The organism is Streptomyces sp. NBC_01264, from assembly GCF_026340675.1.
Lineage (GTDB): Bacteria > Actinomycetota > Actinomycetes > Streptomycetales > Streptomycetaceae > Streptomyces.
In genome coordinates, this window is record NZ_JAPEOX010000006.1 from 29,190 (window position 1) to 51,007 (window position 21,818).

The window sequence follows — 21,818 nt, forward strand, 5'->3', positions numbered from 1 at the left end:
TCTGGGAAATTTCAGCCTCGTCAAGAATATCCGCATCACTGTCGGAGTCCTCCCTTGCAGGCATGAATGATTGCCCGTAAGTCGGCCTCTAGTGCACCTGTGTGGGCTTCGTGCAGCGTTTAAGTTCCTCTTTAGTGCCTGCTGAAGAGGGAGTGAGTGCGGTGGAAGTGAAGATTAGTACCCTGGCTGGTGGGTGCTTTGGCCGGCTGGCCATGGCTGGCTGGACATCAGCAGTTCCGGGGGGCAGCGTCCCTGCCTACGCTCTTCTCGCAGAAACTGAGGTGGAAAGCGAACCGGATTTCATGCCCTCCGTAGCCAAGGCTTTGGGGATGGATCCTGCACCGGGCGCGCTGACCAGGCACCTAAAGGGAAACTTGGTGTTCGAGCTGACGAGTGACGGGTGGGCGCATCTTGCGCTGCCAGGGAATGAGCGGGTCGAGTATCCAGCGTTCAGGGAATGGCGCGACGCCTGCTGGCGTGAGCGCTACGTATGCCTGTATGTCTCGTATGCAAAATTTCCTGCCGGAGTGCCAGTTGAAGAGCACGTGAAACAGATAGTCGCCTCGGATGCGTATGCGATGGCCATAGTTCCCGTCGCGTGAGCTCTCCTCGACCTGGAAGTCGATCCGAACATCTGTGGCCGTTGTGGAACTTCTCGTTAATTAAAATGTTGCACTCGAATCCTGGAGAAAAGAATGCCTTCTGCGAGTCTTGCTGAAATTGTCGTCAATGCTCTTGGTGGTGTGGAAAATATCGCCGATATCGAGGGCTGCATTACGAGGATTCGAGTGGAGGTTGAGGATCCGGCGCTTATCGATAAGAGTGCCCTCAAGCGGGCTGGGGCGTTCGGTGTCGTAGTGTTGGGGAATTCTGCTCAGGTTGTGATGGGAACGCAATCGGACGCGATCGCGGTGGAGATTCAGGACTGCATGTGACCTTGACTCTGAGTCGGAGATGACCCCGAGGCCAGGGCGACTTCAAGTTCCCGGAGGGGGTGAGCTGTCTGCGATGCCCCAGAACCAAGCGATTTGCTCGGATATCGGCCGGATCGCTCGGGTGATCTTGGGGTGTGTTGCCCATTCCCACAGACGCAGCCTGCCGACGGCCAGGCTGTGCTGGGTACTCGCGACCTACCCGATCCCGGAACTTGCAGCCGCCCGGCTCCCTGGACGATTCAAAGATCATTTGCGGGACAACCCTTAGGCCAACGTTCTGCGTCGGCGACGCCCGCAGCCCGGCGACAAATGGCACCTCGACGAGGTCTTCATCAAGATCAACGGGACGTCGAAATACTTGTACCGGGCCGTCGACCGGGACGGCAATGTCCTGGACATCCTGGTCCAGAGCCGGCGGGACAAGGCTGCGGCCAGGCGCTTCTTCCGTCGGCTCCTCACCACCACCGGGACTGTGCCCCGGTGGTGGTGAGGAGCCGACAAGCTGAAGTCGTACGGGGCCGGGCACCGTGAGGTGATGCCCTCGGTGGAACACCGTTCCCACAAAGGATTGAACAACCGGGCGGAGAACTCCCACCAGCCCACCCGGCAGCGCGAACGGGCGATGAAAGGCTTCCGCAGCCCAGGCGGAGCCCAGGGGTTCCTGTCTGCCTTCACCGGAATCTCACCCCACTTCCGATCCCACCGCCACCTCATGACCGCCAGCCGGTACCGCCTCGAAATGACGATCCGCTTCACCATCTGGAACCACATCACCGGCACTGTCGGCATGTCCGCGGCAGCCTGAACCACGCCACCACCAGGCCTCAGCACACCCTGACACACCATCAAACGATCACACCGCCGACAATGTGACAGTGCCCGTACCCGTCCCACATGGGCGAATTCGCGGACAGCGCCACCAGCGCCGGCAGCCAGCCGCGGATGCGGTTGAGGACCTCCACACCCGCTTCCCGATCTGGAATGCCGATGTGGACGTGCATGCCGTTGAACAGGCGCTCCTGGACAAGCTGCGGAGCGCAGGACCGCATGCCGACGTATCGCGCGGTGGGCGTCACCGGGACGGGTCCGGTGTCCCTTATCGCAGCGGTCCCTGTCGTGGCAAGCCGGCAGCCGTTTGCCTCGGCGGCCAGGCCAGGCCAGGCCATGGAGTGCCGCAGCCGCAGCAGGTGTCCGTCGACCTTCGAGAGGCTGTCGCACCTCGATCTGGGCCTGGAGCAGCTCGGTCTGTACTTCCTGCGCGCCGGCGAGGGCGGACTGCTCCAGCAGCTGACTCAGAGGATCCTCGAGTCCGCCCTCGAGGGCGAGATCACCGACCACCTCGGGCATGAGAAGCACAAGGTGTTCGAGGGCATGCACGAATGGCAGAACCGGCCTCTGGACTCGGTCTACCCGGTCTTGCCCCTGCTGCCGGTGCTGTCACGTTGTCGGTGGTGTGATCGTTTGAGGGCGTGAAGAAGCCGTCGGCGGCTGGTTGCTCAGGCCGCGGAGGGCATGGCGGCGACGCCGGTGATCTGGTTCCAGATGGTGAAGCGGACGGTCATTTCGAGGCGGTGGCGGCGGGCGGTCGTGAGGTGGCGTCCGGTTCGGAAGTGGGGTGAGATCCCGGTGAACGCGGACAGGAACTTTTGCGCGGACCCCATGCTGCGGAATCCTTTCATCGCGCGTTCGCGCTGTCTGGTGGGCTGGTGGGAGTTCTCCGCCCGGTTGTTCAAGCCCTTGTGCGCGTGGTGCTCGACCGAGGGCATCACCTCACGGTGTGCCGCCCCGTACGCCTTCAGCTTGTCGGTGACGATCACCCTCGGGACCTGCCCGGTGGTGGTGAGAAGCCGACGGAAGAAACGCCTGGCCGCGGCCTTGTCACGCCGGTTCTGGACCAGGATGTCGAGCACGTTGCCGTCCGCATCGACGGCACGCCACAAGTACTTCCGCACCCCGCCGACCTTGACGAAAGCCTCATCCAAGTGCCACTTATCGGCGGCCTGCGGGCGCCTGCGGCGCAGGGCGGTGGCGTAGGCCTGGCCGAACTTTCGACACCAGCGGCGGAAGCTCTCGTAGGAGACGATCACGCCCCGCTCGAGCATCATCTCCTCCACCTCGCGTAAGGAGAGGGGGAAGCGGAAGTACAGCCGCACACAATGCGCGATGATCTCGGCCGGGTAGCGGTGATTCGCATACGACGGCGTGCTCGGCGACACGACAGGCTTCCTCCACAGACGGACAACCCGAAGATCATCCCAGACCCCCACCGACAACGTGACAATGCCGCAGCTCGTGCAGCAACTCCTGCTCCTGCTGCTCCGTCAGATGGAAGTGAGTTCGGTCCGACCGCGCCACCAGCGCCTCACGACCGCCCTCCCGCCACGCCGTGTGCCACTGGCCGACCGCCTGCCCGGACACCCCCAGCAACCGGGCGACCTCCGCCTGCCTCACAACCTGATCGAACAGGCCGGCGGTCTGGCATCCGCCGCGCCTCCCGCTCAACGGGCCCCCAACGCACGGCACTTGAAGTCCTCATGCCGCCCGTATGTCCGAACAGACAGATCGTCAAGCAAGGCTATAAAAAACAGTACCGCTGATGAATCGAGGCAAATCACCACATTCATACACGAAAACGCGATCGGCGGGATATTCGTCAACAGTCCTTGGTTTTGGCTTGAATGTGCATTGTTTTTTGGCTGCATCCAACAAGTGGGGCGCATTTTTTTGTCTTTATACCTACTCTCTTTGGGTAGCGCCAATGGGGGATGCCGGGCTGGATTTTCTCCGACACGATGTGCCGCAACGGATCTTGTGAGGAGATATTGATATGCGAGTCAATCGAATAGCCACCTCCCTCGGGGCGGCTGTTGTCATCGCGGCCATGGTGGCTCCCGCCGGATCGGCGGCAGCGAAGGGTACGGAAAGGGTGGCAGCCGTCAAGCCCACGGTGGTGCTCGTGCACGGGGCCTTCGCGGATTCCTCGAGCTGGAGCCGCGTGGTTCAACAGCTTCAGGGGAATGGCTACGCCGTGATCGCTCCTGCGAACCCCCTGCGTGGCCTGGCGCAGGATTCCGCGTACCTTGCGAGTGTTCTCCGGGGGATTGACGGCCCTGTCGTCCTCGTCGGTCACTCGTACGGCGGTGAGGTGATCAGCAATGCCGCTGCTGGTGCAACGCAGGTGAAGGGCCTGGTCTACGTTGCTGCGATCGCTCCGGACAAGGGAGAAAGCGCGAACGACATTCTCGGCGCATTTCCCGGAAGTGAGCTTCCCAACGCCACCACCACCCTTCCCTACACGAACGCCAACGGGGGTGCCGGAACGGATCTCTACATCAAGCCCGACAAGTTCCGCGAAGCCTTTGCGGGTGACCTTCCCGCTGTCCAGACCGACGTCATGGCAGCGACCCAGCGGCCAGTCGAAGCGTCGAGCCTGGGCGAACCGAGCGCCGAGGCTGCCTGGCGGGACATCCCCTCCTGGTACCTCGTCGCCAACGAGGACAAGGCGATCCCTCCCGCTGCCCAGCGTTTCATGGCCCAGAGGGCCAAGTCCCAGACCACTGAGGTGAAGGCCGCTCATGCTGTCGCGGCCTCCCGCCCCGATGCAGTGACACAGGTGATCCTCAAGGCCACCAGGACCATCGAATCCCAGCCCGGCCGCTAGTGCTGTGGCCGGAAAGGTTCACCGGAGTTCTCTCCGGCGGACCCTTTCGACTGGTGGAGCCTCCTGCCCGCATGGACTAGGCGCATGGACTAGGCGCATGGACTAGGTATGTCGCCGGTGCGATCCACCGATGTGCCGCTGCCCGAGCCCTACCTAGAGTCGCGGGGTCGGTTCCCGGCTAACACGCTGCCCGGGTCCCGCACCGGCAGGCGGCAACCGGGTGCAGGGCGGCGGTGTCGTGGGGTAGCGCTGCGCTGCACTCTCCCCTTCCTTTGTCCGGGCTGGTTGGCTCACGGGGAGGTGATGGCGTTCGGTGCAGGGCCGAGGGTCGTGCACAGTGACCGCGTGAGGGTGAAGACGGCGTAGACCGTTTTGCCGCCCCGTGGCGTTGTCCCGGGCGTGGTTTCGTCTCGGGGAGTGACGCCCCAGCGGTCCGTGAGGGCGGTGATCAGCTGGTAGCCGTATCCGCCGGCTTCACCCCGCGCTGCCTCCGCGATTTCCTCGGGCGGTGCGTCGGAGGTGTCTTCGACTTCCACCGTCAGCTGTCCGTCCTGCCACTGAACGCGTATCTCCTCGGCTCCGTCGGCGTGCCTGTGGGTGTTGGTGACCAGCTCGGAGACCACCAGCAGGATGTCATCGGCTCGGCTACGAGCTTCCTCGCAGGCCAAGAGGCCGTACGTTGCAAGCAGGCCGCAGACCATTCTTCTCGCGTCGCGAACGGGCTCGTCACGCCCGGCCAGGCGAAGGGTTACGGGTGGGGTGGTGAAGGTCCTGGCGCTCATGGCCATCCTCGTTCAAGCAGCACGGCGACGTCAGGTCGACGCGGAAGGTAAATCCTCCCTTCATGACAGCGGAAGGCTTCTCTTCAGACATCGGCCATAAGGCGGTGTGGAAGGGGGTGAGGAATGGTCTGCGAGGGCGTCCGCCCATCCCCCACTCGCCTCCCCCCTTCGGAACGCAAGCCTCCGGTCCATGAGTCCGGCAGCAGGGAACCAGGCTTGGCGTAGCCACGCCAAGCGACCCAACCCTGCTGCAGAATCGAGGTCAGGTGAGGATTCCACGCCTCATGGCTTCGGCGACGGCCGCAGAACGGCCGGAGACTCCGAGTTTGCCCAAGACGTGCTGCACGTTGGATTTGACTGTTGAAGGTGCGAGGAACATGGTGCGTGCCATTTCGGGGGTGGACATGCCTGCCGCCAGCATTTCCAGTATCTGCGTTTCCCGATCGGACAAGTGTGGGCGGCGCGCCTCGGCTCTGATCCGTATCTCGGAAACGAGAGCGGCTGTCAGTTGGGAGGGCAGGACAGTCTCGCCTCGGGAGCAGGCCATGACTGCCCGGGCGATCTCGTCCGCCTCGGCTGTCTTCGTGAGGTAGCCGGAAGCGCCGTCCTGCAGGGCCTTGTAGACGATGGCAGCCTCTGTAAACGCGGAGAGGATGAGTATTTTGGTGGGCGAGTTTTTTTCTGACAGAGCCCGAGCCACTTGGCTGCCGTTGAGCAACGGCATCCGGTAGTCGAGAACGGCTACGTCCGGCTTGACCTCGCGGATTGCGGAGAGGGCGGCTTGCCCGTCCTGGTATTCCCCCACCACCTCGAAGGAGTAGCCGCCGGCCAGAACGCTCCGGAGACCGCTGCGGTAGACGGGGTGGTCGTCCGCGATGAGGACGCGGATCCTGGCAGGGACACGGGGGGAGGGGTGTATGGGGTGGCTCCAAAAGGGAGGGAATCGCCTCAATGGGCTGTTGAGGTAGCAGTATTTCGTGCCAAGTTGCCGACCAGGTGACGGGCGAAATGGACCCGCTTGCTCGCATGGGGGTGGCCACGTGGCACTGCCGGGCTCGCGCGCATATCGATCTCATCTCTGAAGCTTCCCAAGTCAGGCAGGAGGCGGGATGAGTAAACGCGCATCCGGGAAGGCGCCAAGTGAATCCGTTGTCATACCAGGTCGGCAGATGTGTACGAATCTTGCCCGTCGAGGTTCCAGGCAGGCAACGGACTTGAGTCAGTTCTGAGCTTGTGTCCTGGAGTTCACCGTGCCAGGTACCGATTTTTATAGCCTTGCTTGACGATCTGTCGGTTCGGGCATGCGGGCGGTATGAGGACTGAAAGTGCCGTGCGTTGGGGGCCGGTTGAGCGCAGGGCTGATTCATAGTCCTGATGGCCTGGCGAACCTGCTGGTCACAGGGATGTGACGAACCTTCAGTACGGCATTTGGGCATGCATCGAAGCTCCGATGATCAAGGGGACCGACCAAGTCACCCGATCACCGGAGCTCCGATGTGTCGTCAGTCTGACATCGCCTGTCTGTTCAAGTCGCCCTCGCGTGAACTGCGTGAGCTTCCCGGCACGGCGGCGCGGTTGGCCTGCCTGCCGTATCCACGCGCTCGGCGGGGTCGGCTTCACAGCCTCGTCTCGGTGCTTTGACCGCTGGCCGGCGCCCGTTCCTACGCCGCGATCGGGCAGTGGGCCCGCCACGCACCCCAGGACACCCTGGCCTGCCTGGGGTTTCACCCTCGAGGGCCCCTCGTGGTCGGCCATGGCGTAGCCGACGATCTCGCGTGTGGCCAGGTCGAGCCAGCAGGCGAGGTAGAGACAGCCCTCGGCGGTGGGCAGGTAGGTGATGTCGCCGACCAGCTTGGTGCCGGGGATTTCGGCGTGGAAGTCGCGGCCGATCAGGTCGGGGGCCGGCCGGGCCTTCTTGTCCGCGCGGGTCAGTGAGCGCCGTTTGCGGCGGGTGACGCCCTGGATGCCGGCCTGCCGCATGATCCGGGCGACGCGCTTGCGGTTCGCCTTCCGGCCCAGACGCCGTAGCCCCGGCGTGAATCCGCGGGACGCCGTAGGTCTTGCGGGAGGCAATGTGGAGCACGGTGATCTCGTGGGCGAGCGCGTCGTCGGCTGCCTGGCGGGCGGCTTCACCGTCGCACCAGGCGTAGTAGGAGGAACGGGCGATCTTCACCGCGCGGCACAGCAGGGACACTGGACAGCAGACCTTCTCCGCGTGGATGAACCGGTAGAGCTCGCTCACCGGTCGCTCTCCTTCACGAAGAAGGCCGTCGCTTTTTCAGGATCTCGATGGTCTGCTGCTGCTCGCGGTTCTGCCTGCGCAGGCGTTTCAGTTCCTCGCGTTCGGCGCTGGTCGGCTCGCCCGGGGCCCCCTCGCCGCGGTCGGCCTGATCGCGGCGGACCCAGTTGCGCAGACTCTCCGGGCTGACCCCGAGCTCCCGGGCGACCTCCGTCACCGTCCTGCCCGACGAACAGACGAGCGCGATCGCGTCCCGCCGGGTACCGCTTCGTGTACTTGTTTCCCACCCGGCACTACTTCCTCTGGAACCTCACGTCCCAGTCTCCAGGTGTCCAAGACCAAGGGGAAGCTTCAGTTTGGTGTTCCTCCAGAAGTCTGCATCGGCGTGGTGGTAGGGCTGGCTCACTGGACCCCTGGCGTGCGTTCGGCCCGGGGCTCCCGGTCGGAGCAGGTCGCTTAGGCCGTGTCCTATGTGGTGAGGCGGGCGAGCCGTTTGTAGCAGCAGATGGCTGCGGCGAGGCTCAGAAAGGCCAGGTAGTTGCGGGGGTGGCGTTCGTAGCGGTGGTTGAGGCGGCGGTAGCCGGTCAGCCACGACATGGTCCGCTCGATCACCCACCGGCGCCGGCCGAGTCGTTCCGATGACTCGACGCCCTTGCGTGCGATACGGACCCCGATCCGTTTCCCGCGTAACCATTTTCGCAGGTGGGGAATGTCGTAGGCCTTGTCGGCGTGGAGGCGCCGGGGCTTGAAGTAGCGGCCACGATGGGGGTCGTGTCTCGTTTGGTGGCCCGTGATCATGGGCTTGAGCGCGAGGCTGTCGTGGGTGTTGGCGGCGCTGATGCCGACGAGGAGGGGCAGTCCGTTCGCATCCGACAGGACGTGCATCTTGGAGCCCGGCTTGCCCCGGTCCACGGGGCTCGGACCTGTGAGTTCGCCCCCTTTTTAGCGCGGACGTGGGCGGAGTCCAGGACTGCGCGGGAGAGGTCGAGGAGGCCGGCGTCGTCGAGGCGGTGCAGGATCTCCTCGTGTAGCCGGCCCCACACTCCAGCCCTCGACCAGACCAGGAACCTGCGGTGGGCGGTCGACTTCGATATCCCGAAGCACGGCGGCAGCGACCGCCAAGCGCATCCGCTGACCAGCACGTAGATGATCGCTGCGAACAGCGTCTCATCAGGCGTATCCGCAGTTCCGCCACCCTGCGCCCGCACCTTCGAGGGCGGGATCAGCGGCTCCGCGATATCCCACAGCCCGTCCGGAACAATCCAACTCCAAGTACCCCGCCCCATGCAAAGCTCAACGACGCCTCACCACATAGGACACGGTCTAAGTAAGCCGATTGGCGGGCCGGGGAACCCGCCGTCGCGTCCGTCAGTCGGGGGAGACACCACCCGGCCGATCTCGCCGAGTCTTGTAGAGACCGCACCACACCACACCTCCGCCATCGGGCGGCCACGGGAGCATGTTCATTCACCGTGGCTACGAGAACGGGGTGCACGACCGCGAAGGGGGCCGCCTTCATGTTCATGCCTCTGAGAAGCGCCCTTCTGTTCGCCACCGCGTGATGATCGAGTCGCTCACGTCCGTACTCCGCCGTGACTGGCGCAGGTTTCTGCTGCCTCCCGCTGTCGCCTGGCTCGTCTCGAACCTGATCACCTGGATGATCGCCAAGGCCTCCATCGCCGGTGACGGTTCCAGCGTGGCCTACTGGTCCACGGCGGGGCGTCGGCGATGGGATTCCGAGCACTACCTGTCGATCGCCAAGACCGGCTACGAGATGTTCTGGTGCCATGAGCGCTACCCGAACTTCCCGGATGTGATGTGCGGGAACGTGGCCTGGTTCCCCGGGTATCCCATGATGGTTCGGGCGTTCTCCGCCACTGGGCTGTCGTACGAGATATCCGCTGTGGTCATCACCGAAGTGGCCTTGCTCGGCATGTTCGCGGTGCTGTGGTGGCTGCTCGGCGGCAAGCTCAGCTGGTCCACCGGCCTCACGCTAGCCATCGGTGCGGTCTTCCCCGGCGGGATCTACTTCCATGCGATCTTTCCGATCGCCACCGGCACGCTCGCCCTCCTCGCTTGTGTCGTCGGCGTCAAACGCGGGTCCTGGGTCATCGCCGCAGCGAGCGGGTTCGTGGCCACAGCCTGTCATCTCGTCGGCGCGGTCGCCGTGGGCATGCTGCTGGCCAGCGTGCTCTTCGCTTGGCGCAAGGACCCCTGGCCGGTACGGTGCGCCAAGGGCGCGGGAGCGGCGGCCATCGCCGGCAGCGGCGTGCTGTGGGCCAAATGGCTGATGTGGCAGGCCACCGGCAAGTGGGACGCGTACGAGATCATCCAGGAGTCCAGTTACAAGCAGGGCGGCCTGCACGAGCCCTTCTCCGCGATGGCCAAGGCCTACGGCGTCCCGTTCAGCGAGTGGTACCGACCCAAGGGCCACCTGCCCTGGCTGGTGGAGCACAGCCAGGCCGCGCACCACACCCAGTTCTGGCTGAATGTCCTCTTCGTCCTGCTCGTCGTGGCGACGGCCGTCGTCCAGCTCGTCCGGCACCGGCGCCTGGAGGTCGAGCAGTGGGCCGCCTTGATCCTGACGGTGGGCGTCTTCCTTACCCCGTTCCTCGCCGACGCGCAGATGTCCTGGTACCGCAACCACGCCCAGATGTTCGTCGCGCTCATCCTGGTCCCGCGCATGCCCCGATGGGTCCAGGTGGTGCTGCTGGCTCTGTGCGCCGTTCAGTACGCCCTGCTGGGAGCGATGTTCTTCTCCGGCGTCCTCGTGTAGTTCCGACCGCGTCCGTCCCCAGTAACCCGCCTGACATACCACCGCCCGGAGAGTCCCGCATGACGACCGCCGCGAACGACGAGACATACCTGGGACCGTTGACACTTTCGGTCGTCGTCCCTATGTACAACGAGGAAGAGGCCCTGACCGCGCTGGCCGCGCGGCTGCGGCCCACCCTGGACGGGTGCGGTGAACCGTATGAGGTCCTCGCCGTCGATGACGGCTCGACCGACGCGACCGCCCGGATGCTGGAAGACCTGCGTGTGCTCTGGCCCCAACTGCGTGTCGTGTCCCTGCGGCGCAACAGCGGCCACCAGGCGGCCCTCACCGCCGGGCTACACCGGGCACGCGGCTCCTACGCGGTCAGCATCGACGCCGATCTCCAGGACCCGCCGGAGGCCATCCCGCGGATGCTGGCCCTCGCCCGGGCGGAGGGGCTGGACGTCGTCTACGGCGTCCGAGCCGACCGCTCCACCGACAGCGTGTTCAAGCGCCGGACCGCAGCCGCGTACTACCGGCTGGTGCGCCGCACGGTCGGGGCACACGTCCCGGCCCAGGTCGGCGACTTCCGCCTGCTGTCCCGGCCGGTCCTGGAAAGTCTCAAAGAACTGCCAGACCAGCGGCAGGTCTACCGCCTGCTCATACCCTCACTGGGCTTCCCGAGTGGACAGATCACCTACCGGCGCGAGGAACGCGTGGCCGGCGCCACCAAGTACCCCCTTCGCAAGATGGTGATGCTGGCCCTCGACAGCATCACCGGCTTCTCGGCCGCCCCGCTGCGCCTGGCAACGGCGATGGGCGCTCTCAGCCTCGTGGTCTGCTTCCTGTTCCTCGCCTGGACGATCACCGTCTACACCCTGGGAAAGGCCCTGCCCGGCTGGACCTCCCTGGTCATCACGGTGCTGTTCTTCGGCGCCGTCCAGCTCTTCTGCCTGGGCCTGCTCGGCGAGTACCTGGCCCGCATCTACACGGCCGTCCAGGCCCGACCCACCTATGCCGTCGCCCACGACACAGCCGAGGAGCAGCAGGTGAGCGACTTCGCTGGAGCGTGTCTGAAAGATCGTGTAAGTCCGTGATGTGGAAGCCTGGCCCGGGGCTCGGCCTCGGGCCTGTGGGCCAGGCGGATCGGACGAGTCATGGCAGACAGAAACGAAGCGGCCGCGTCCCTCATCTTCGCCACCCTGGGCAAGCCCGACATCCGCTTCACCAGCGCCCTAGACAACGACATCGAGATAGCCGAACGCGCCGACGAGGTGCTGGTCTACGACCGCCCCATCGGCAAAGAAGGACTCCTCTGGCGAGATCTCCTGTCCTGGTGGCAGGAAACCCGGAAGATGACCGATCAGGAGCAGGCGACACGGGCCCTCTACAGCCGCATGGAGGCTTCACTGCCACCAAACTCCCCAGGACAGAAGAACCTGTTTGAGGTTCCCCCGTTGTTCGGGAGTTGCTGATTAGCTGGTCAGGAGGGGTTGACGGGTGTTCAGGTTCGCTGGTTCGGCCGTCGCCTGGTTGGCGTAGTGCTTCTCTTCGTACTCGATCGGGCTGAGGAAGCCGAGCCGTTCCTGGATGCGACGGGAGTTGTAGAAGCCATCGATGTACTCGAAGAGCGCGAGGTTCGCCTCAGCCCGGGTGGTGAAGGTCCGGCCACGGAGGCCCTCGGTTTTGATGAGCATCCAGAGGTTCTCCGCGAGAGCGTTATCGTATGAGTCGCCGATCGAGCCCATGGACGCTTCAACTCCAGCTCTCATTAGCCGGGTTGTGAGCTTGATAGACGTGTATTGACAGCCGTGGTCCGCGTGATGAATCAGCTGGCCGGGCTCGACCTCGCGGGACGCGAGGGCGTACTCCAGGGTGGTCAGCACCAGGTCGGCGTCCGCGCGGGCGGAAGTCTCCCAGGCGACCACCCGGCGGGAGAAGGCGTCGCGGATCGCCGAGAGCCACAGAGGCCCCTCACCGGTGGAGATCATGGTGAGGTCGGTGACCCACAACCGGTTCGGAGCCGGTGCGGTGAAGTCCCTGTTGACCAGGTCCGGGGCCAGGGTGGCCTTCGGGTCCCGGCGCGTGAAGCCCTTGCGCCGTGGGCTGACCCCCGCGATGTCGGCCTCGCGCATCAGGCGCTCGACCCGCTTGCGGCCCACGTGGACACCCTCACGCTTGAGGACGGCGTGTACCCGCGGCGAGCCGTAGTTGCCGCCGGAATCCGCGTGGATCTCTTTGATCCGCTCGGTCAGCTCGACGTCACGGCGCCTTCGCTCGCACGGCTCGGCCTCTGCACGGCGCCAGCGGTAGTAGGTGGAGGAGGGGATGTGCAGTTCCCGAAGTACGCACTCGACTCCCAGGCACGGGTGCTCGTCAACGAGCGCCGTCACCTGGGCCGGGTCGGGTCGAGTTGCGCCGCGAAAAACGCCGAGGCCGTCCGCAGTACGTCGTTGGCCCGCTTGAGCTGGACATTCTCCTTGCGCAGGGCCGCGAGCTCGGCGCGTTCGTCGGTGGTGAGCCGGTCATCGCGTTCGCCGGCATCCGCCTCCGCCTGGCGGATCCACCCGCGCAGGGCCTCGGGATGCACGCCGAAGTCGACAGCCAGCTTCTTGATCTGGGGCTTCGGCTCCGCGGTGCGATACATCCGTACCGCACGCTCACGCAACTCGAGCGAGTATTTCCGGGGTGCAGCCATGGCCACTGGTCCTCTCATGAGTCCCATCTGACCCGATGTCAACACTCTCCGCATCCCGGGGGAACCTCAGTTCTCGCACTACCACCACGCCAACCGCGACCACTTGAACGACGTGCCCGCCCTCTTGCCGGAGATATGGCTGCACTGGGACCCCAAGACCCTCCGCCAACGCGGCGCACCCGCCATGCCGAACCTGCGCATGGACTTCCTCATGCTGCTCCCAGGCACCCGGCGCGTGGTGCTGGAGGTCGACGGCATGCAGCACTACACCCGCAACGAAGGAACCGAGCCCGACAGCGCAAAGTACGCCGCCACCATGGCCGCCGACCGCGACCTGAAACTCCACGGCTACGAAGTGTTCCGCTTCGGCCACGACGAACTCCGCGACCGCGACCGGCCCCTGCTCGCCCGCTTCTTCAACACACTCGTCGGCACTCGCCCATCCGCCTCGAGTGCCGCGGTCAGGCCGAAATCTGCGGAGCAAGAAAGCTCAGGTCAGCCTGGGTGCCGGGCGCTCTCGCGCTGTCGGGGTGCGGACCCCGTCGCGGCCCCGGAGGCCAGGGCCGTTCCCCGTACGGTCGACGCACCCCGCCTTCGGGCGAGCTGGCAGCACTGTCCGTGAAAGCCGCGCTCTGCTCCTCGGCCATGAGGCACCCGTCGGACGCGGCAAGGTGCTTGTGGGGAGGGCGGGGGAGTGGCCGCACGTCCGCGAAGCGGATCGTCTACCCGCCCTGCGCGCTGGGCTGGGCGGGCGCCGGGTGTGCGTAGCGGCGTCGACATCGGGGTCGCGTACCGCCCAGCTGACATGGGGTGCTGGTAAGAACGCTGTCACCAGCCGCAAACGAGGGACGTCACGTCCGGCGACGTCCGGTGGGGTCTCGCTCGGCGACATGACGGGCGACAGCGTCAACGCCGGGGCGGGCTAGCGCTCCAGTGCGCGGACGGAGGCGTGGCGGGAACAGGCCTAGAGCATCGGCGTGGACGTGCCACTCTCGGCGTCGTGTGTGCGGGCGCTGTGGCGGAGTCGGTGAAGGGTCCAGCCGTCCAGGTCCTTGATGTCGTCGGGTGATGCGAGCGGGTTGGCTAGCAGTCGGGTGTTCTCCTCGAAGATCTCCTCGGCCCGGCGGTAGGAGAGCCGGGCCTGGCCTAGTCGCGCTGCCAGTCCTGGCGCTCGGTGTCGAAGACCTGGAAACGGACCCACTTCGCGATCATCACGGGGTCGCGGGGGGCCGCGAAGCGGAGCAGCAGCCGGGTCTCCTCCTCGTCGTCGGCGGGTGCCTGGCCGATGGACGGCGACGGGTCGACGATGCGTTTCTGGTTCTCCTGCGGAATAGCGAGCATTTCCACAGCCTTTTCATCGTGAGCCCGGAGCCCTTCCAATACCCGGACCAAGCCCCACCGCCCGGTGTGCCAGCGCCTCCACTGCCCAGATGACGAGCGCGCCCTTCCTCACCCGCCGTAGGCGAAGTACCGGCGGTAGAAGCTGTGGACGCCGCGGAGAAAGCGGTTCGGGTCGCGTCGATGTCATCGAGAAGGCCTCGCCGGCCGGCGGAGGCCGCCGCTGGGCAGCGGGAGCGCTTGCGATGGGCAGTTCGCGCGTTGGCCCTACCCGGCAAGGTGGTTCCTGGCAACATCAATGGGATTCGAACATAGGGGGTCCCATGCGCTTCGGCGTCCGCTTGCTCACTGTCGCCACTGCTACCGTCGCCACCGGAGTGCTGCTCGTCGGCTGCTCCTCGAGCCCGGCCGAGGAGTTGGAGGACTGGTGGTCTTCGGGGGGTGACGACAGCGTCAAGGCGCTGTCCGACAGCTCGAGCCAGGTCAACACGGCGAGCATGCAAGTGATGGACGACAAGCGCACCGCTTGTCAGGAGCTGCTGGCAGCGGTGGCCAAGGCGAAGAAGTACGGCACCCCTCCGAGCGAGAAGGCCAAGGGTTTCTGGGCGGAAGCCCTTACCGACTTCGAGCAGGGAAGCAAGGCGTGTGTCGCCGGGGTCGACCAGAAGGACGAGCCCCAGACCAACGAGGGCATCCGCGAGGTGCAGAGGGCCATCGGCATCCTGGCTTCCGCGGTGTCCATGATCAGGAGCGACTTGGAGGCCAAGTGATCCGGTGATCCGCCGGTATCGCCCGAACCTCTGATCGCCAGAACCCCGGTGGCGCCCGGCCGGGCGCCACCGGGTGACGTGTCGCCGGCTCCGCTGTCCCCATCGGACACCCACCCGCGTTGGGCCAGGCGGCCCGGATGGCCGTCGACTGCTGGGTCCTGCCCCGGTCCGTACGCACCGATGGCAGCCGGAAGGGTCCGGTACACGAAGAGGCGAAGTACCAGCACTGGAGGCATGGATCCCGCAGCCCGGCACTGTCACGTTGTCGGTGGTGTGACCGCGGGAGGGTAGAAGGGGCCTAGCAGCCCGCCGACCGGACCGAACACCGCCTCGTCACGGACCAGCGCGACCCGCAGCGCCGTGAGCACCCCGTCCCTGCTGGGCGCGTGCGCGGTGACTGACGCTCCGGTGATCACCTTGTGTGCGCAGTCGATGAACCACGTCACCCACGGAGTGACCAGCTCTCCTCCAGGTCCACCTCGACGGCCAGGTGTTTGTGATCGCCCTCCCACGCCGCGTTGCGGTGGGACGGCGGCCGCTTGCCGAACACATCGTTGGGCACGGCGCGCCGCCTCACCGGACCGCACGTAGGCGCCGTACGCGCATCGTCTCGGCCAGAGACAATGACGCCCCACCCATCCCGAGACTTGAAGGAACCCTTGTCAGTCGGTCCTGCTGGCCGACGCGCTGGGCCCGGCGGCTCCCTCCCTTCGGTCGCGCCGGGCTGGCTGCGGCCCTGCGGGAACTCCCACCGAGCGGCAGACAGCAAGACGATCACGGTGATGGCCCGGCGTGTCGGCGCGCACCCGGTCCCCGTCGCCCCACATCCGTGGTGGCTATTTCGAGGAGGGCCCGGCGAGCCCGGTCGTCCTCAACGGTGGGCCGCGCCCCGGCTGCAGGGAAGGGGCCATGAGCGCGTTCGGGATCGCCTTCGACGGCCGCTCGGCAGGCAATTCGTATGAGCCGGCCACACCAACGAGAAGCCCTCGAGCCGACCGAGCAGTTGACACCGCCTTCGTGCTTCTTCGCCACTCACCAGCACTGCCCCCCAGCAGTGGGCCAGTTGAGGCGGTGCCGTGCCCCGATCGAGGGGACCCGGCGTCGGGTCCGGGTACATCGCACCAGCCGTGTGGAACGGTCCCCCTCACAGGGTCGGCACCCGGGGGTGCCCCGGCGGACAGCAGCGACGGGACGGCACGTCGGCCGGCCCCCAACGGAGCGGAAGGAGCCGGACATGTATGAGGCGGACTCGGTGAGGCGAAGCGGCAGAGCGGCGCTGGCGGTGGTGGCAGCCACGGTCGGGTTGACGGCGGTGGGCTCGGGGGCGGCCGTGGGGAGCGTCGCCACCCCCGAGCCGGCCGGTACCCGCTTGGTCAATTGCAGGGAAGACCCCGGGGCCCTGCGGACAGCGATCGCAGCCGCCGCTCCGAAGGCCCGGCTGGAGGTAAAGGGCACCTGCGTCGGCCCCTTCGTCATCGAGAAGGACCTGTCCCTGATCGGCCGCCGGGGCGCGGTCCTGGACGGAAACTCATTGAGCTCAACGGCCCCGTCCAGGTGCTGCTGGACCACCTGAACATCGTCCACGGCTATGCCCGGGTCGTGAGTCCCGGTCCTCCCGACCAAGGTCTGGGAGGCGGCATCCACAACCAAGGCGCCAGCGTGACGGTGACCCGTTCCACGGTGCGCGACAACCGGGCCTCGTTCGGCGGCGGTATCTCCAACGGGGCCGGCGGTACCACGAAGCTGAAGCGGACCACTGTGCGTGACAACACCGCATCCGCCCGCGGCGGAGGCATCTTCAACGACTTCGTCGGCAACACCACGATCACGCTGTCCGATTCGGCGGTGCACCACAACTCCGCCGCACAGGGCGGGGGCGTCTTCAACACCGGCACCGCCTCGCTGTCGAACACCAGGGTGTACGCCAACACAGCGGGGAGCGGCGCCGGCATCACAGCCGACGTGGACTCCGTCATGACATTGATCCGCTCGTTCGTGGAGCGCAACACCGCAACTCTGTCACCCGGTCCGGGAGGTGGGGGCATCCTCGCCATCAGCGGCGGCTCGGTGGCGCTGGAGCGGTCGCGGGTGCGCCACAACCAGCCCGACAACTGTGCTCCGCCGGGCGCGGTCCAGGGCTGTACCGGCTGACGACCCCGGCGGGCCCCGCCCCGGCCCCGGCCCCGGAGGACGGCCCCAGGGGACGCGCGCTTCGGACAGGATCTGCGGGGGACCCCGGTAACTGCCTTGTAGGTGCTGTCACGTTGTCGGTGGCGGGGTGGGATGATCTTCGGGTCGTCCGGCCAGGGAGGGGTTCGATCATGCCGTCTGTGGTCCCGTCGTACGCGAATCACCGCTACCCGGTGGAGATCATCGCGCACTGTGTGTGGCCGTACTTACGCTTCCCTCTCTCCATCCGTGAGGTCGAGGAGCTGATGCTCGAGCGGGGCATCGTCGTCTCCTAAACTTCGGCGTGCAGCGGATATGCCGTGTCCTTCGGGTTTCGCGCTCGGGCTTTTACCGGTGGCTGGCCGGCGCCGAGGCCCGTGCGGTCCGCCGCGCGGACGACGACGCCCTGGTCGCGGAGATCCGCGAGATCCACGCCAGCCACAACGGCACCTACGGGGCGCGCCGCGTCCACGCCGAACTGCGCGGGTTCGGGCACACGGTCAACCGCAAGCGCGTCGAACGGCTCATGCGCCGCGAGGGGATCGAGGGCTGGCACCTGCGCAGGCGCAGGCGCAGGCGCACCACCGTTCCCGACCGGCTCGCCCCGCCCGCCCCGGACCTGGTCCGACGCGATTTCACCGCCGGGAACCTGGACGAGAAGCGGTGCGGCGACATCACATACGTGCAGTTCGGCGGCACATGGCTCTACCTGGCTTGCGTCCTGGACATCTGCTCGCGCCGGGTACTCGGCTACTCGATGGCCACGCACATGCGGACCGAGCTGGTCACCGACGCGCTCACGATGGCGGTGGCCACCCGCGGCGGCCGGGTCGAGGGAGTGATCTTCCCTGCGGACAGGGGCTCGCAGTACACCTCCGCGGCGTTCGCCCAGGTCAGCGACCATTTCGGCATCCGCAGGAGCATGGGGCGTGTCGGGTCGAGCTACGACAACGCGCTCGCGGAGAGCGTCTGGCACGGGTTGAAGAGGAAGCTCTGCGGGGAGCGTTGACGACGGTCCGTCAGGCCCGGCTGGAGATCTTCCAGTGGCTCACCTACTACAACACCCGCAGGCGCCACAGCCTTGGCTACCTCTCACCCGCCGAGTTCGAACAGCAGCACCAGCGAGGCCGTAGACCCACACTCGCAGCATGAACCCCCGTGTCCACACTCCGGGGGACACCTCACTGTGGCGGGCCGTCGATGCCGACGGCAACGTCCTCGACATCCTGGTCCAGAACCGGCGGGATGAGGCCGCGGCCAGGCGCTTCTTCCGCCGACTCCTCACCTCCACCGGACAGGTGCCGAGAGTGGTCGTCACCGACAAGCTCCGCTCCTACCAGTCGGCGCACCGGGAGGTGTTGCCCTCGGACGAGCACCGCTCCCACAAAGGCTTGAACAACCGGGCCGAGAACTCCCACCAGCCCACCAGGCAGAGGGAACGCGCGATGAAAGGCTTCCGCACCGTCGGCGGAGCGCAACGCTTCCTGTCCGCGTTCACGGGATCTCACCCCACTTCCGGGCCCGCCGCCATCTGATGACCGCCGGCACCGCTTCGAAATGGGGTCCGCTTCACCATCTGGAACCAGATCACCGGCGCCACCGGCATCCCCGCCACAGCCTGAGCGAAGAGCCAGAGCGGCCCCCATGCCCTGGTGCGCCATCAGGCACCAATGCCCTCGACAACGTGACAGCACCGGCCACAATGGTCGTGCACTTGCGGGGAGTTGACGACCGCCGGTTCGAACGTAAGCTCGAAACTTTGTTGAAGTGAACACGATCCAGGCTGCCAGTACCCGCCCCCTCCCGCCGCAGCCGGAGAGGCGGGGTCTACGGGTGCATACCGTGGGGTGGGCAGGCGCGTGGGAACCATCGGGTGCGGACGCCGGCACGGTTGATGTGCCGCTCACCCAGGTCGATGGCGGTTCCGTTGTCGAGGTGGATGCCGCAGTGAACGCAGGCGGTGCCGCGGACTTGCCGCTCGCTGAGCCCGCTGAGGGGCGGGAGGGCGGGCTGGGGTTGTGTTTTGGGCATGGTGTGCTCCGGGAGGGTGCGGTCTCCGGTTTTGGTTGGAGCTTGTCATGTGATGACCGGCTGCGCTTCCGGTACTGACCGGTACCCTGTGGACCATGTCCCCCACCCCTCCCGACCGCAGCCCTGTGCGCTCTGCGGCCGAGGTCAATGCTGAGATCCGGGTGCTCGTCGCCGCGGGCCGGGCTGGCGAGGCGCGGTACGAGGAGCTGCTCGAGGAGTGGTCCGCGGCGATCCGGGCCACTGTCAGACCTGCCGCCTAGGATCCGGCCGTGGCAATCGAACTGAACGATGACCTGCTGGCCCTGCAGCGGGCCGCGGATGCGCACGCCCAGCTCAAGGCCCTGTCGGAACGGTACGGGCGGCCGACCCAGGTAGGCGGCTGGACGAATGAACAGCATCAGACCTGGGATGCGGCATTGGATGCGTGGCGGGAGCGGGCGGCCGACGTGCAGGCCGCGGTAGCCGATCATGCGGCGGCGACCGGCCAGGACCGGGCGCAGCTTGAGGCCGCAACGAAGAAAGCTGTCCGTCACACAGAGCCCGGCGAGTAGCCCAGATAGGCGGAAGATGGGGGGCCTGAGGCTGCTTGGGCCGCCCCGCCTGGGCCAGGGCTGCCGTTCCAGGCGGGGCGGTGTTGTTGGCCGGCCGGGCCCCTCGGGGGAGTGAGGGGCCCGGCCGATGCTCCTGCGGTCACGCACGAGGGAGTGGGCGTGTCGCAGGTCGCACCCAGCAGCCCCTGACCTGGCCGCCGGTGCGGAGTCGCTGGCCTTACCCGGGTGTGCATGCCGTGACCGGGCCAGCTCGATGACCATATGCATGGATCATGCCTGGTGGTGGGCTTCCTGGGCTGAATGGTCCGCCGGTCTATGGGGTGGCGGCCGGTTGGTGGAGGGTGATCGGCGTAGACGGCACTCCGTCCCACCGGGCGCTGTTCCGGATGGGTGCCGCCTCCGAATGTCATCGCTCTCCGGCACCCGGGCAGCAGCGCGTTGCACCCTTCGCCACCAGGGCAGCAGCCTGTGCAGCGCAGGTGGTCTTCGTGCCCGTCCCCGTTACCGGCTGGCGGCCGCCTCGGAGCCTCCGCCAGCACCTCGTGAGGCACCAGCCCTGCACCCCATGAGAAGTCATCTCATTTGGTGAGTCGGCGGTAGCAGATGAGGATGCTGGCGAAGGCGAGGGAATGCTCTGCTTTGCGTTCGTAGCGGCGGTGTAGGCGGCGGCAGCCGGAGAGCCAGGCCATGGTGCGTTCGACGGTCCAGGGGTGGCTGCCCGGCCGCTGCGACGATTCAACGCCTTGGCGGGCAATGCGGTGCCTGATTCCGCGTTCACGTGACCATCGCCGCGGGTGGGCGTAGTCGTAGGTCTTGTCCGCGTGAAGCTTGCCGGGTCGGCGTGGTCGGCGTCCGCTGCGGGATCGGATGGGCGGTATGCCGCGGACGAGGGGCTCAAGGGCCTGGCTGTCGTGCAGGGTGGCGCCCGAGATGTCGATGGACAGGGGCAGACCGGTCCGCTCGGTGGTTGAGTGGATCTTCGATCCGAACTTGCCCCGGTCGACAGGATTCGGACCTGTCAGGTCCCCTTTTTCAGGGTCCGCATGTTCACGGAGTCGGCACACGCACGCCGTCGATGTCTACGGTCATCTGCCCGCCGGCATCCGGGGCAGCGGCACGGCCACCTTCCAGACGTGTTCGCGGACTTCGGCCCGCGCGGCCCGGATTGCAGTCAGGGCCTTCGGTCCGACCCCGGCGAGGGTGTCTACGAGACCGGAGACCGTCGGATCGGAGGCCACCGGCCCAAACACACCCGGCTCGGCCCGCAGCATACCCACATCGGCCAGACCGTCCCCGCCGATCGCGACCGCGAGTGCGATATCCAGCGGGACCTTCCCCGGGTCGTGCACCGCCCGCGGCTTCCGCCAGGGCGCCATAGCCGCCGATATCGACTGATCCAGCCCGATCTTGCGGACCGTCTCCGCCATCAGCGCCGACCCGGCCTGCGAGACCACTCCGCGGCCACCGCCCTCGACACGGACACGCGGGTACGACCCGATGCTCTTCTTCACCTGAGGAGTGCAGCTTTCTTGACGACGACCAGGACCCTAGACAAGCCCCATCGTCCCAGGTCAGAGGCATTCCTCTCCTTCTTGATCACGCTTCGGACGGACCTATTCGTGAAAGCGCGAGGTTAGCCTTCGGCCGCTCGAGCTCTTCGATCTGCCGCCCAAGCGCGATCAGTTCCGATGCCGCCATGGGCTTGCGGTGGAGCGGAAGTGTGGGGGCGGCGGCTGGGGTCGTCACCCTCGTCCAAGGTGCCCAGCCGCCGCTCCTGCGGTCCACGCACGGGGGAATGGGCGTGCCGCAGGTCGCGCCCAGCGGCCCCTGACGTAGCCGCTGGCGCGGTGATGCTGGCCACGGCCCGTGTGAACGCCTTGACCTGGCCA

24 protein-coding genes and 7 pseudogenes are annotated in these 21,818 nt (G+C 66.5%); 17 read left to right on the plus strand and 14 right to left on the minus strand.

Features of this window, described 5'->3' with window-relative positions; translation table 11 throughout:
- Nucleotides 1-161: 161 nt before the first annotated feature.
- The 3 genes and pseudogenes from OG435_RS48015 to OG435_RS48025 all read left to right on the plus strand — a co-directional run.
- Nucleotides 162-602 (plus strand): hypothetical protein, encoded by a 441-nt coding sequence (locus tag OG435_RS48015; RefSeq protein WP_266888054.1) that lies wholly within the window; start codon nt 162-164, stop codon nt 600-602.
- A gap of 93 nt (nt 603-695) precedes the next feature.
- Nucleotides 696-935 carry a glucose PTS transporter subunit EIIB gene (locus OG435_RS48020; RefSeq protein ID WP_266888056.1) on the plus strand — a complete coding sequence of 80 codons (240 nt, stop codon included), beginning with the start codon at nt 696-698 and terminating at the stop codon, nt 933-935.
- Between the two features lie 268 nt (nt 936-1,203).
- Nucleotides 1,204-1,740: pseudogene (locus OG435_RS48025) on the plus strand (IS6 family transposase); the annotation flags it as partial.
- Nucleotides 1,741-1,780: 40 nt separating this feature from the next.
- On the opposite strand, the gene OG435_RS48030 reads toward OG435_RS48025, so the two are convergent.
- Nucleotides 1,781-2,101 (minus strand): glutamate-cysteine ligase family protein, encoded by a 321-nt coding sequence (locus OG435_RS48030; protein WP_323188058.1) that lies wholly within the window; start codon nt 2,099-2,101, stop codon nt 1,781-1,783.
- Between OG435_RS48030 and OG435_RS50290 the strand changes: the two genes are divergently transcribed.
- Nucleotides 2,100-2,408 (plus strand): hypothetical protein, encoded by a 309-nt coding sequence (locus OG435_RS50290; RefSeq protein WP_323188065.1) that lies wholly within the window; start codon nt 2,100-2,102, stop codon nt 2,406-2,408. The two genes, OG435_RS48030 and OG435_RS50290, sit on opposite strands and share 2 nt — an antisense overlap.
- 23 nt (nt 2,409-2,431) lie before the next feature.
- Here the strand turns inward: OG435_RS50290 and OG435_RS48035 are convergent, their stop codons facing one another.
- Nucleotides 2,432-3,151 (minus strand): IS6 family transposase, encoded by a 720-nt coding sequence (locus OG435_RS48035; RefSeq protein WP_266888058.1) that lies wholly within the window; start codon nt 3,149-3,151, stop codon nt 2,432-2,434.
- Nucleotides 3,152-3,185: 34 nt separating this feature from the next.
- A complete protein-coding gene (locus tag OG435_RS50510) occupies nt 3,186-3,458 on the minus strand; it encodes a helix-turn-helix domain-containing protein (RefSeq protein WP_353962812.1) in 273 nt (90 codons plus the stop codon).
- A 304-nt stretch (nt 3,459-3,762) separates the two neighbouring features.
- Here OG435_RS50510 and OG435_RS48040 point away from each other — a divergent pair, with 304 nt between their 5' ends.
- Nucleotides 3,763-4,596: an alpha/beta fold hydrolase gene (locus tag OG435_RS48040; protein ID WP_266888060.1), complete on the plus strand. Its 834-nt coding sequence runs from the start codon at nt 3,763-3,765 to the stop codon at nt 4,594-4,596.
- 290 nt (nt 4,597-4,886) lie between these two features.
- On the opposite strand, the gene OG435_RS48045 is transcribed toward OG435_RS48040, so the two are convergent.
- The 5 genes and pseudogenes from OG435_RS48045 to OG435_RS48065 form a co-directional block, all read right to left on the minus strand.
- Nucleotides 4,887-5,378 carry an ATP-binding protein gene (locus OG435_RS48045; protein ID WP_266888063.1) on the minus strand — a complete coding sequence of 164 codons (492 nt, stop codon included), beginning with the start codon at nt 5,376-5,378 and terminating at the stop codon, nt 4,887-4,889.
- Nucleotides 5,379-5,640: 262 nt separating this feature from the next.
- Nucleotides 5,641-6,330 (minus strand): response regulator transcription factor, encoded by a 690-nt coding sequence (locus OG435_RS48050; protein WP_266888065.1) that lies wholly within the window; start codon nt 6,328-6,330, stop codon nt 5,641-5,643.
- A 464-nt stretch (nt 6,331-6,794) separates the two neighbouring features.
- Nucleotides 6,795-7,511, minus strand: a complete 717-nt coding sequence (locus OG435_RS48055; RefSeq protein WP_266888067.1) for an IS3 family transposase — start codon at nt 7,509-7,511, stop codon at nt 6,795-6,797.
- A gap of 122 nt (nt 7,512-7,633) precedes the next feature.
- Nucleotides 7,634-7,876: pseudogene (locus OG435_RS48060) on the minus strand (transposase); the annotation flags it as partial.
- 209 nt (nt 7,877-8,085) lie between these two features.
- Nucleotides 8,086-8,903, minus strand: a protein-coding gene (locus tag OG435_RS48065; protein WP_266888069.1) for an IS5 family transposase whose coding sequence is annotated in 2 segments (ribosomal slippage) — nt 8,086-8,561 and nt 8,561-8,903 — 819 coding nt in all. Because the reading frame shifts where the segments join, the coding sequence is not laid out codon by codon here.
- Between the two features lie 275 nt (nt 8,904-9,178).
- Here OG435_RS48065 and OG435_RS48070 point away from each other — a divergent pair.
- From OG435_RS48070 to OG435_RS48080, 3 genes are read left to right on the plus strand one after another with little or no spacing between them, the layout of a single operon-like run.
- Nucleotides 9,179-10,393, plus strand: a complete 1,215-nt coding sequence (locus OG435_RS48070) for a hypothetical protein (RefSeq protein ID WP_266888071.1) — start codon at nt 9,179-9,181, stop codon at nt 10,391-10,393.
- 59 nt (nt 10,394-10,452) lie between these two features.
- Entirely contained in the window at nt 10,453-11,469 is a 1,017-nt protein-coding gene (locus OG435_RS48075) for a glycosyltransferase family 2 protein (protein WP_266888073.1), read from the plus strand.
- Nucleotides 11,470-11,529: 60 nt separating this feature from the next.
- A complete protein-coding gene (locus OG435_RS48080) occupies nt 11,530-11,847 on the plus strand; it encodes a hypothetical protein (RefSeq protein ID WP_266888075.1) in 318 nt (105 codons plus the stop codon).
- On the opposite strand, the gene OG435_RS48085 is transcribed toward OG435_RS48080, so the two are convergent.
- Together OG435_RS48085 and OG435_RS48090 are read right to left on the minus strand one after the other, a co-directional pair.
- Nucleotides 11,848-12,765, minus strand: coding sequence for an IS3 family transposase (locus OG435_RS48085; protein ID WP_266874687.1), 918 nt, complete (start codon nt 12,763-12,765; stop codon nt 11,848-11,850). It lies immediately after the preceding gene.
- Nucleotides 12,762-13,070, minus strand: a complete 309-nt coding sequence (locus OG435_RS48090) for a transposase (RefSeq protein ID WP_266874686.1) — start codon at nt 13,068-13,070, stop codon at nt 12,762-12,764. The genes OG435_RS48085 and OG435_RS48090 overlap by 4 nt, the downstream gene beginning before the upstream one ends.
- 103 nt (nt 13,071-13,173) lie before the next feature.
- Here OG435_RS48090 and OG435_RS48095 point away from each other — a divergent pair, with 103 nt between their 5' ends.
- On the plus strand, nt 13,174-13,692 hold the full coding sequence (locus tag OG435_RS48095) for a hypothetical protein (RefSeq protein WP_266888077.1): 519 nt from the start codon (nt 13,174-13,176) through the stop codon (nt 13,690-13,692).
- Between the two features lie 524 nt (nt 13,693-14,216).
- On the opposite strand, the gene OG435_RS48100 is transcribed toward OG435_RS48095, so the two are convergent.
- Nucleotides 14,217-14,411: a hypothetical protein gene (locus OG435_RS48100; protein ID WP_430625873.1), complete on the minus strand. Its 195-nt coding sequence runs from the start codon at nt 14,409-14,411 to the stop codon at nt 14,217-14,219.
- Between the two features lie 320 nt (nt 14,412-14,731).
- Between OG435_RS48100 and OG435_RS48105 the strand changes: the two genes are divergently transcribed.
- Nucleotides 14,732-15,178, plus strand: coding sequence for a hypothetical protein (locus OG435_RS48105; protein ID WP_266888079.1), 447 nt, complete (start codon nt 14,732-14,734; stop codon nt 15,176-15,178).
- A gap of 257 nt (nt 15,179-15,435) precedes the next feature.
- Here the strand turns inward: OG435_RS48105 and OG435_RS48110 are convergent, their stop codons facing one another.
- A complete protein-coding gene (locus OG435_RS48110; RefSeq protein ID WP_266888081.1) occupies nt 15,436-15,624 on the minus strand; it encodes a hypothetical protein in 189 nt (62 codons plus the stop codon).
- A gap of 788 nt (nt 15,625-16,412) precedes the next feature.
- Here OG435_RS48110 and OG435_RS48115 point away from each other — a divergent pair.
- From OG435_RS48115 to OG435_RS48145, 7 genes and pseudogenes are all read left to right on the plus strand, one after another.
- On the plus strand, nt 16,413-16,751 hold the full coding sequence (locus OG435_RS48115) for a hypothetical protein (protein WP_266888083.1): 339 nt from the start codon (nt 16,413-16,415) through the stop codon (nt 16,749-16,751).
- Nucleotides 16,752-16,837: 86 nt separating this feature from the next.
- The gene (locus OG435_RS48120) at nt 16,838-17,329 is read left to right on the plus strand and encodes a hypothetical protein (protein WP_266888085.1); all 492 of its coding nucleotides are present in this window, start codon (nt 16,838-16,840) and stop codon (nt 17,327-17,329) included.
- A 170-nt stretch (nt 17,330-17,499) separates the two neighbouring features.
- Nucleotides 17,500-17,640: pseudogene (locus OG435_RS48125) on the plus strand (IS6 family transposase); the annotation flags it as partial.
- Between the two features lie 5 nt (nt 17,641-17,645).
- Nucleotides 17,646-18,499 (plus strand): annotated as a pseudogene (locus OG435_RS48130) (IS3 family transposase); the annotation flags it as partial.
- Nucleotides 18,500-18,531: 32 nt separating this feature from the next.
- Nucleotides 18,532-18,969, plus strand: a pseudogene (locus OG435_RS48135) (IS6 family transposase); the annotation flags it as partial.
- A 504-nt stretch (nt 18,970-19,473) separates the two neighbouring features.
- A complete protein-coding gene (locus tag OG435_RS48140) occupies nt 19,474-19,638 on the plus strand; it encodes a hypothetical protein (protein WP_266888087.1) in 165 nt (54 codons plus the stop codon).
- A 9-nt stretch (nt 19,639-19,647) separates the two neighbouring features.
- A complete protein-coding gene (locus OG435_RS48145) occupies nt 19,648-19,929 on the plus strand; it encodes a hypothetical protein (RefSeq protein WP_266888089.1) in 282 nt (93 codons plus the stop codon).
- A gap of 578 nt (nt 19,930-20,507) precedes the next feature.
- Here OG435_RS48145 and OG435_RS48150 read toward each other — a convergent pair.
- Nucleotides 20,508-20,998: pseudogene (locus OG435_RS48150) on the minus strand (transposase); the annotation flags it as partial.
- Nucleotides 20,989-21,440 (minus strand): annotated as a pseudogene (locus OG435_RS48155) (transposase); the annotation flags it as partial. The pseudogenes OG435_RS48150 and OG435_RS48155, both read right to left, overlap by 10 nt.
- Nucleotides 21,441-21,818 lie beyond the last annotated feature (378 nt).

Coding starts and splice junctions, on each gene's coding strand:
- OG435_RS48115 (WP_266888083.1), top strand. CDS start 16,413: ATGTATGAGGCGGACTCGGTGAGGCGAAGCGGCAGAGCGGCGCTGGCG.
- OG435_RS50290 (WP_323188065.1), top strand. CDS start 2,100: ATGGAGTGCCGCAGCCGCAGCAGGTGTCCGTCGACCTTCGAGAGGCTG.
- OG435_RS48020 (WP_266888056.1), top strand. CDS start 696: ATGCCTTCTGCGAGTCTTGCTGAAATTGTCGTCAATGCTCTTGGTGGT.
- OG435_RS48040 (WP_266888060.1), top strand. CDS start 3,763: ATGCGAGTCAATCGAATAGCCACCTCCCTCGGGGCGGCTGTTGTCATC.
- OG435_RS48045 (WP_266888063.1), bottom strand. CDS start 5,378: ATGAGCGCCAGGACCTTCACCACCCCACCCGTAACCCTTCGCCTGGCC.
- OG435_RS48080 (WP_266888075.1), top strand. CDS start 11,530: ATGGCAGACAGAAACGAAGCGGCCGCGTCCCTCATCTTCGCCACCCTG.
- OG435_RS48030 (WP_323188058.1), bottom strand. CDS start 2,101: ATGGCCTGGCCTGGCCTGGCCGCCGAGGCAAACGGCTGCCGGCTTGCC.
- OG435_RS48140 (WP_266888087.1), top strand. CDS start 19,474: ATGTCCCCCACCCCTCCCGACCGCAGCCCTGTGCGCTCTGCGGCCGAG.
- OG435_RS48090 (WP_266874686.1), bottom strand. CDS start 13,070: ATGGCTGCACCCCGGAAATACTCGCTCGAGTTGCGTGAGCGTGCGGTA.
- OG435_RS48105 (WP_266888079.1), top strand. CDS start 14,732: ATGCGCTTCGGCGTCCGCTTGCTCACTGTCGCCACTGCTACCGTCGCC.
- OG435_RS48100 (WP_430625873.1), bottom strand. CDS start 14,411: ATGCTCGCTATTCCGCAGGAGAACCAGAAACGCATCGTCGACCCGTCG.
- OG435_RS48070 (WP_266888071.1), top strand. CDS start 9,179: ATGATCGAGTCGCTCACGTCCGTACTCCGCCGTGACTGGCGCAGGTTT.
- OG435_RS48075 (WP_266888073.1), top strand. CDS start 10,453: ATGACGACCGCCGCGAACGACGAGACATACCTGGGACCGTTGACACTT.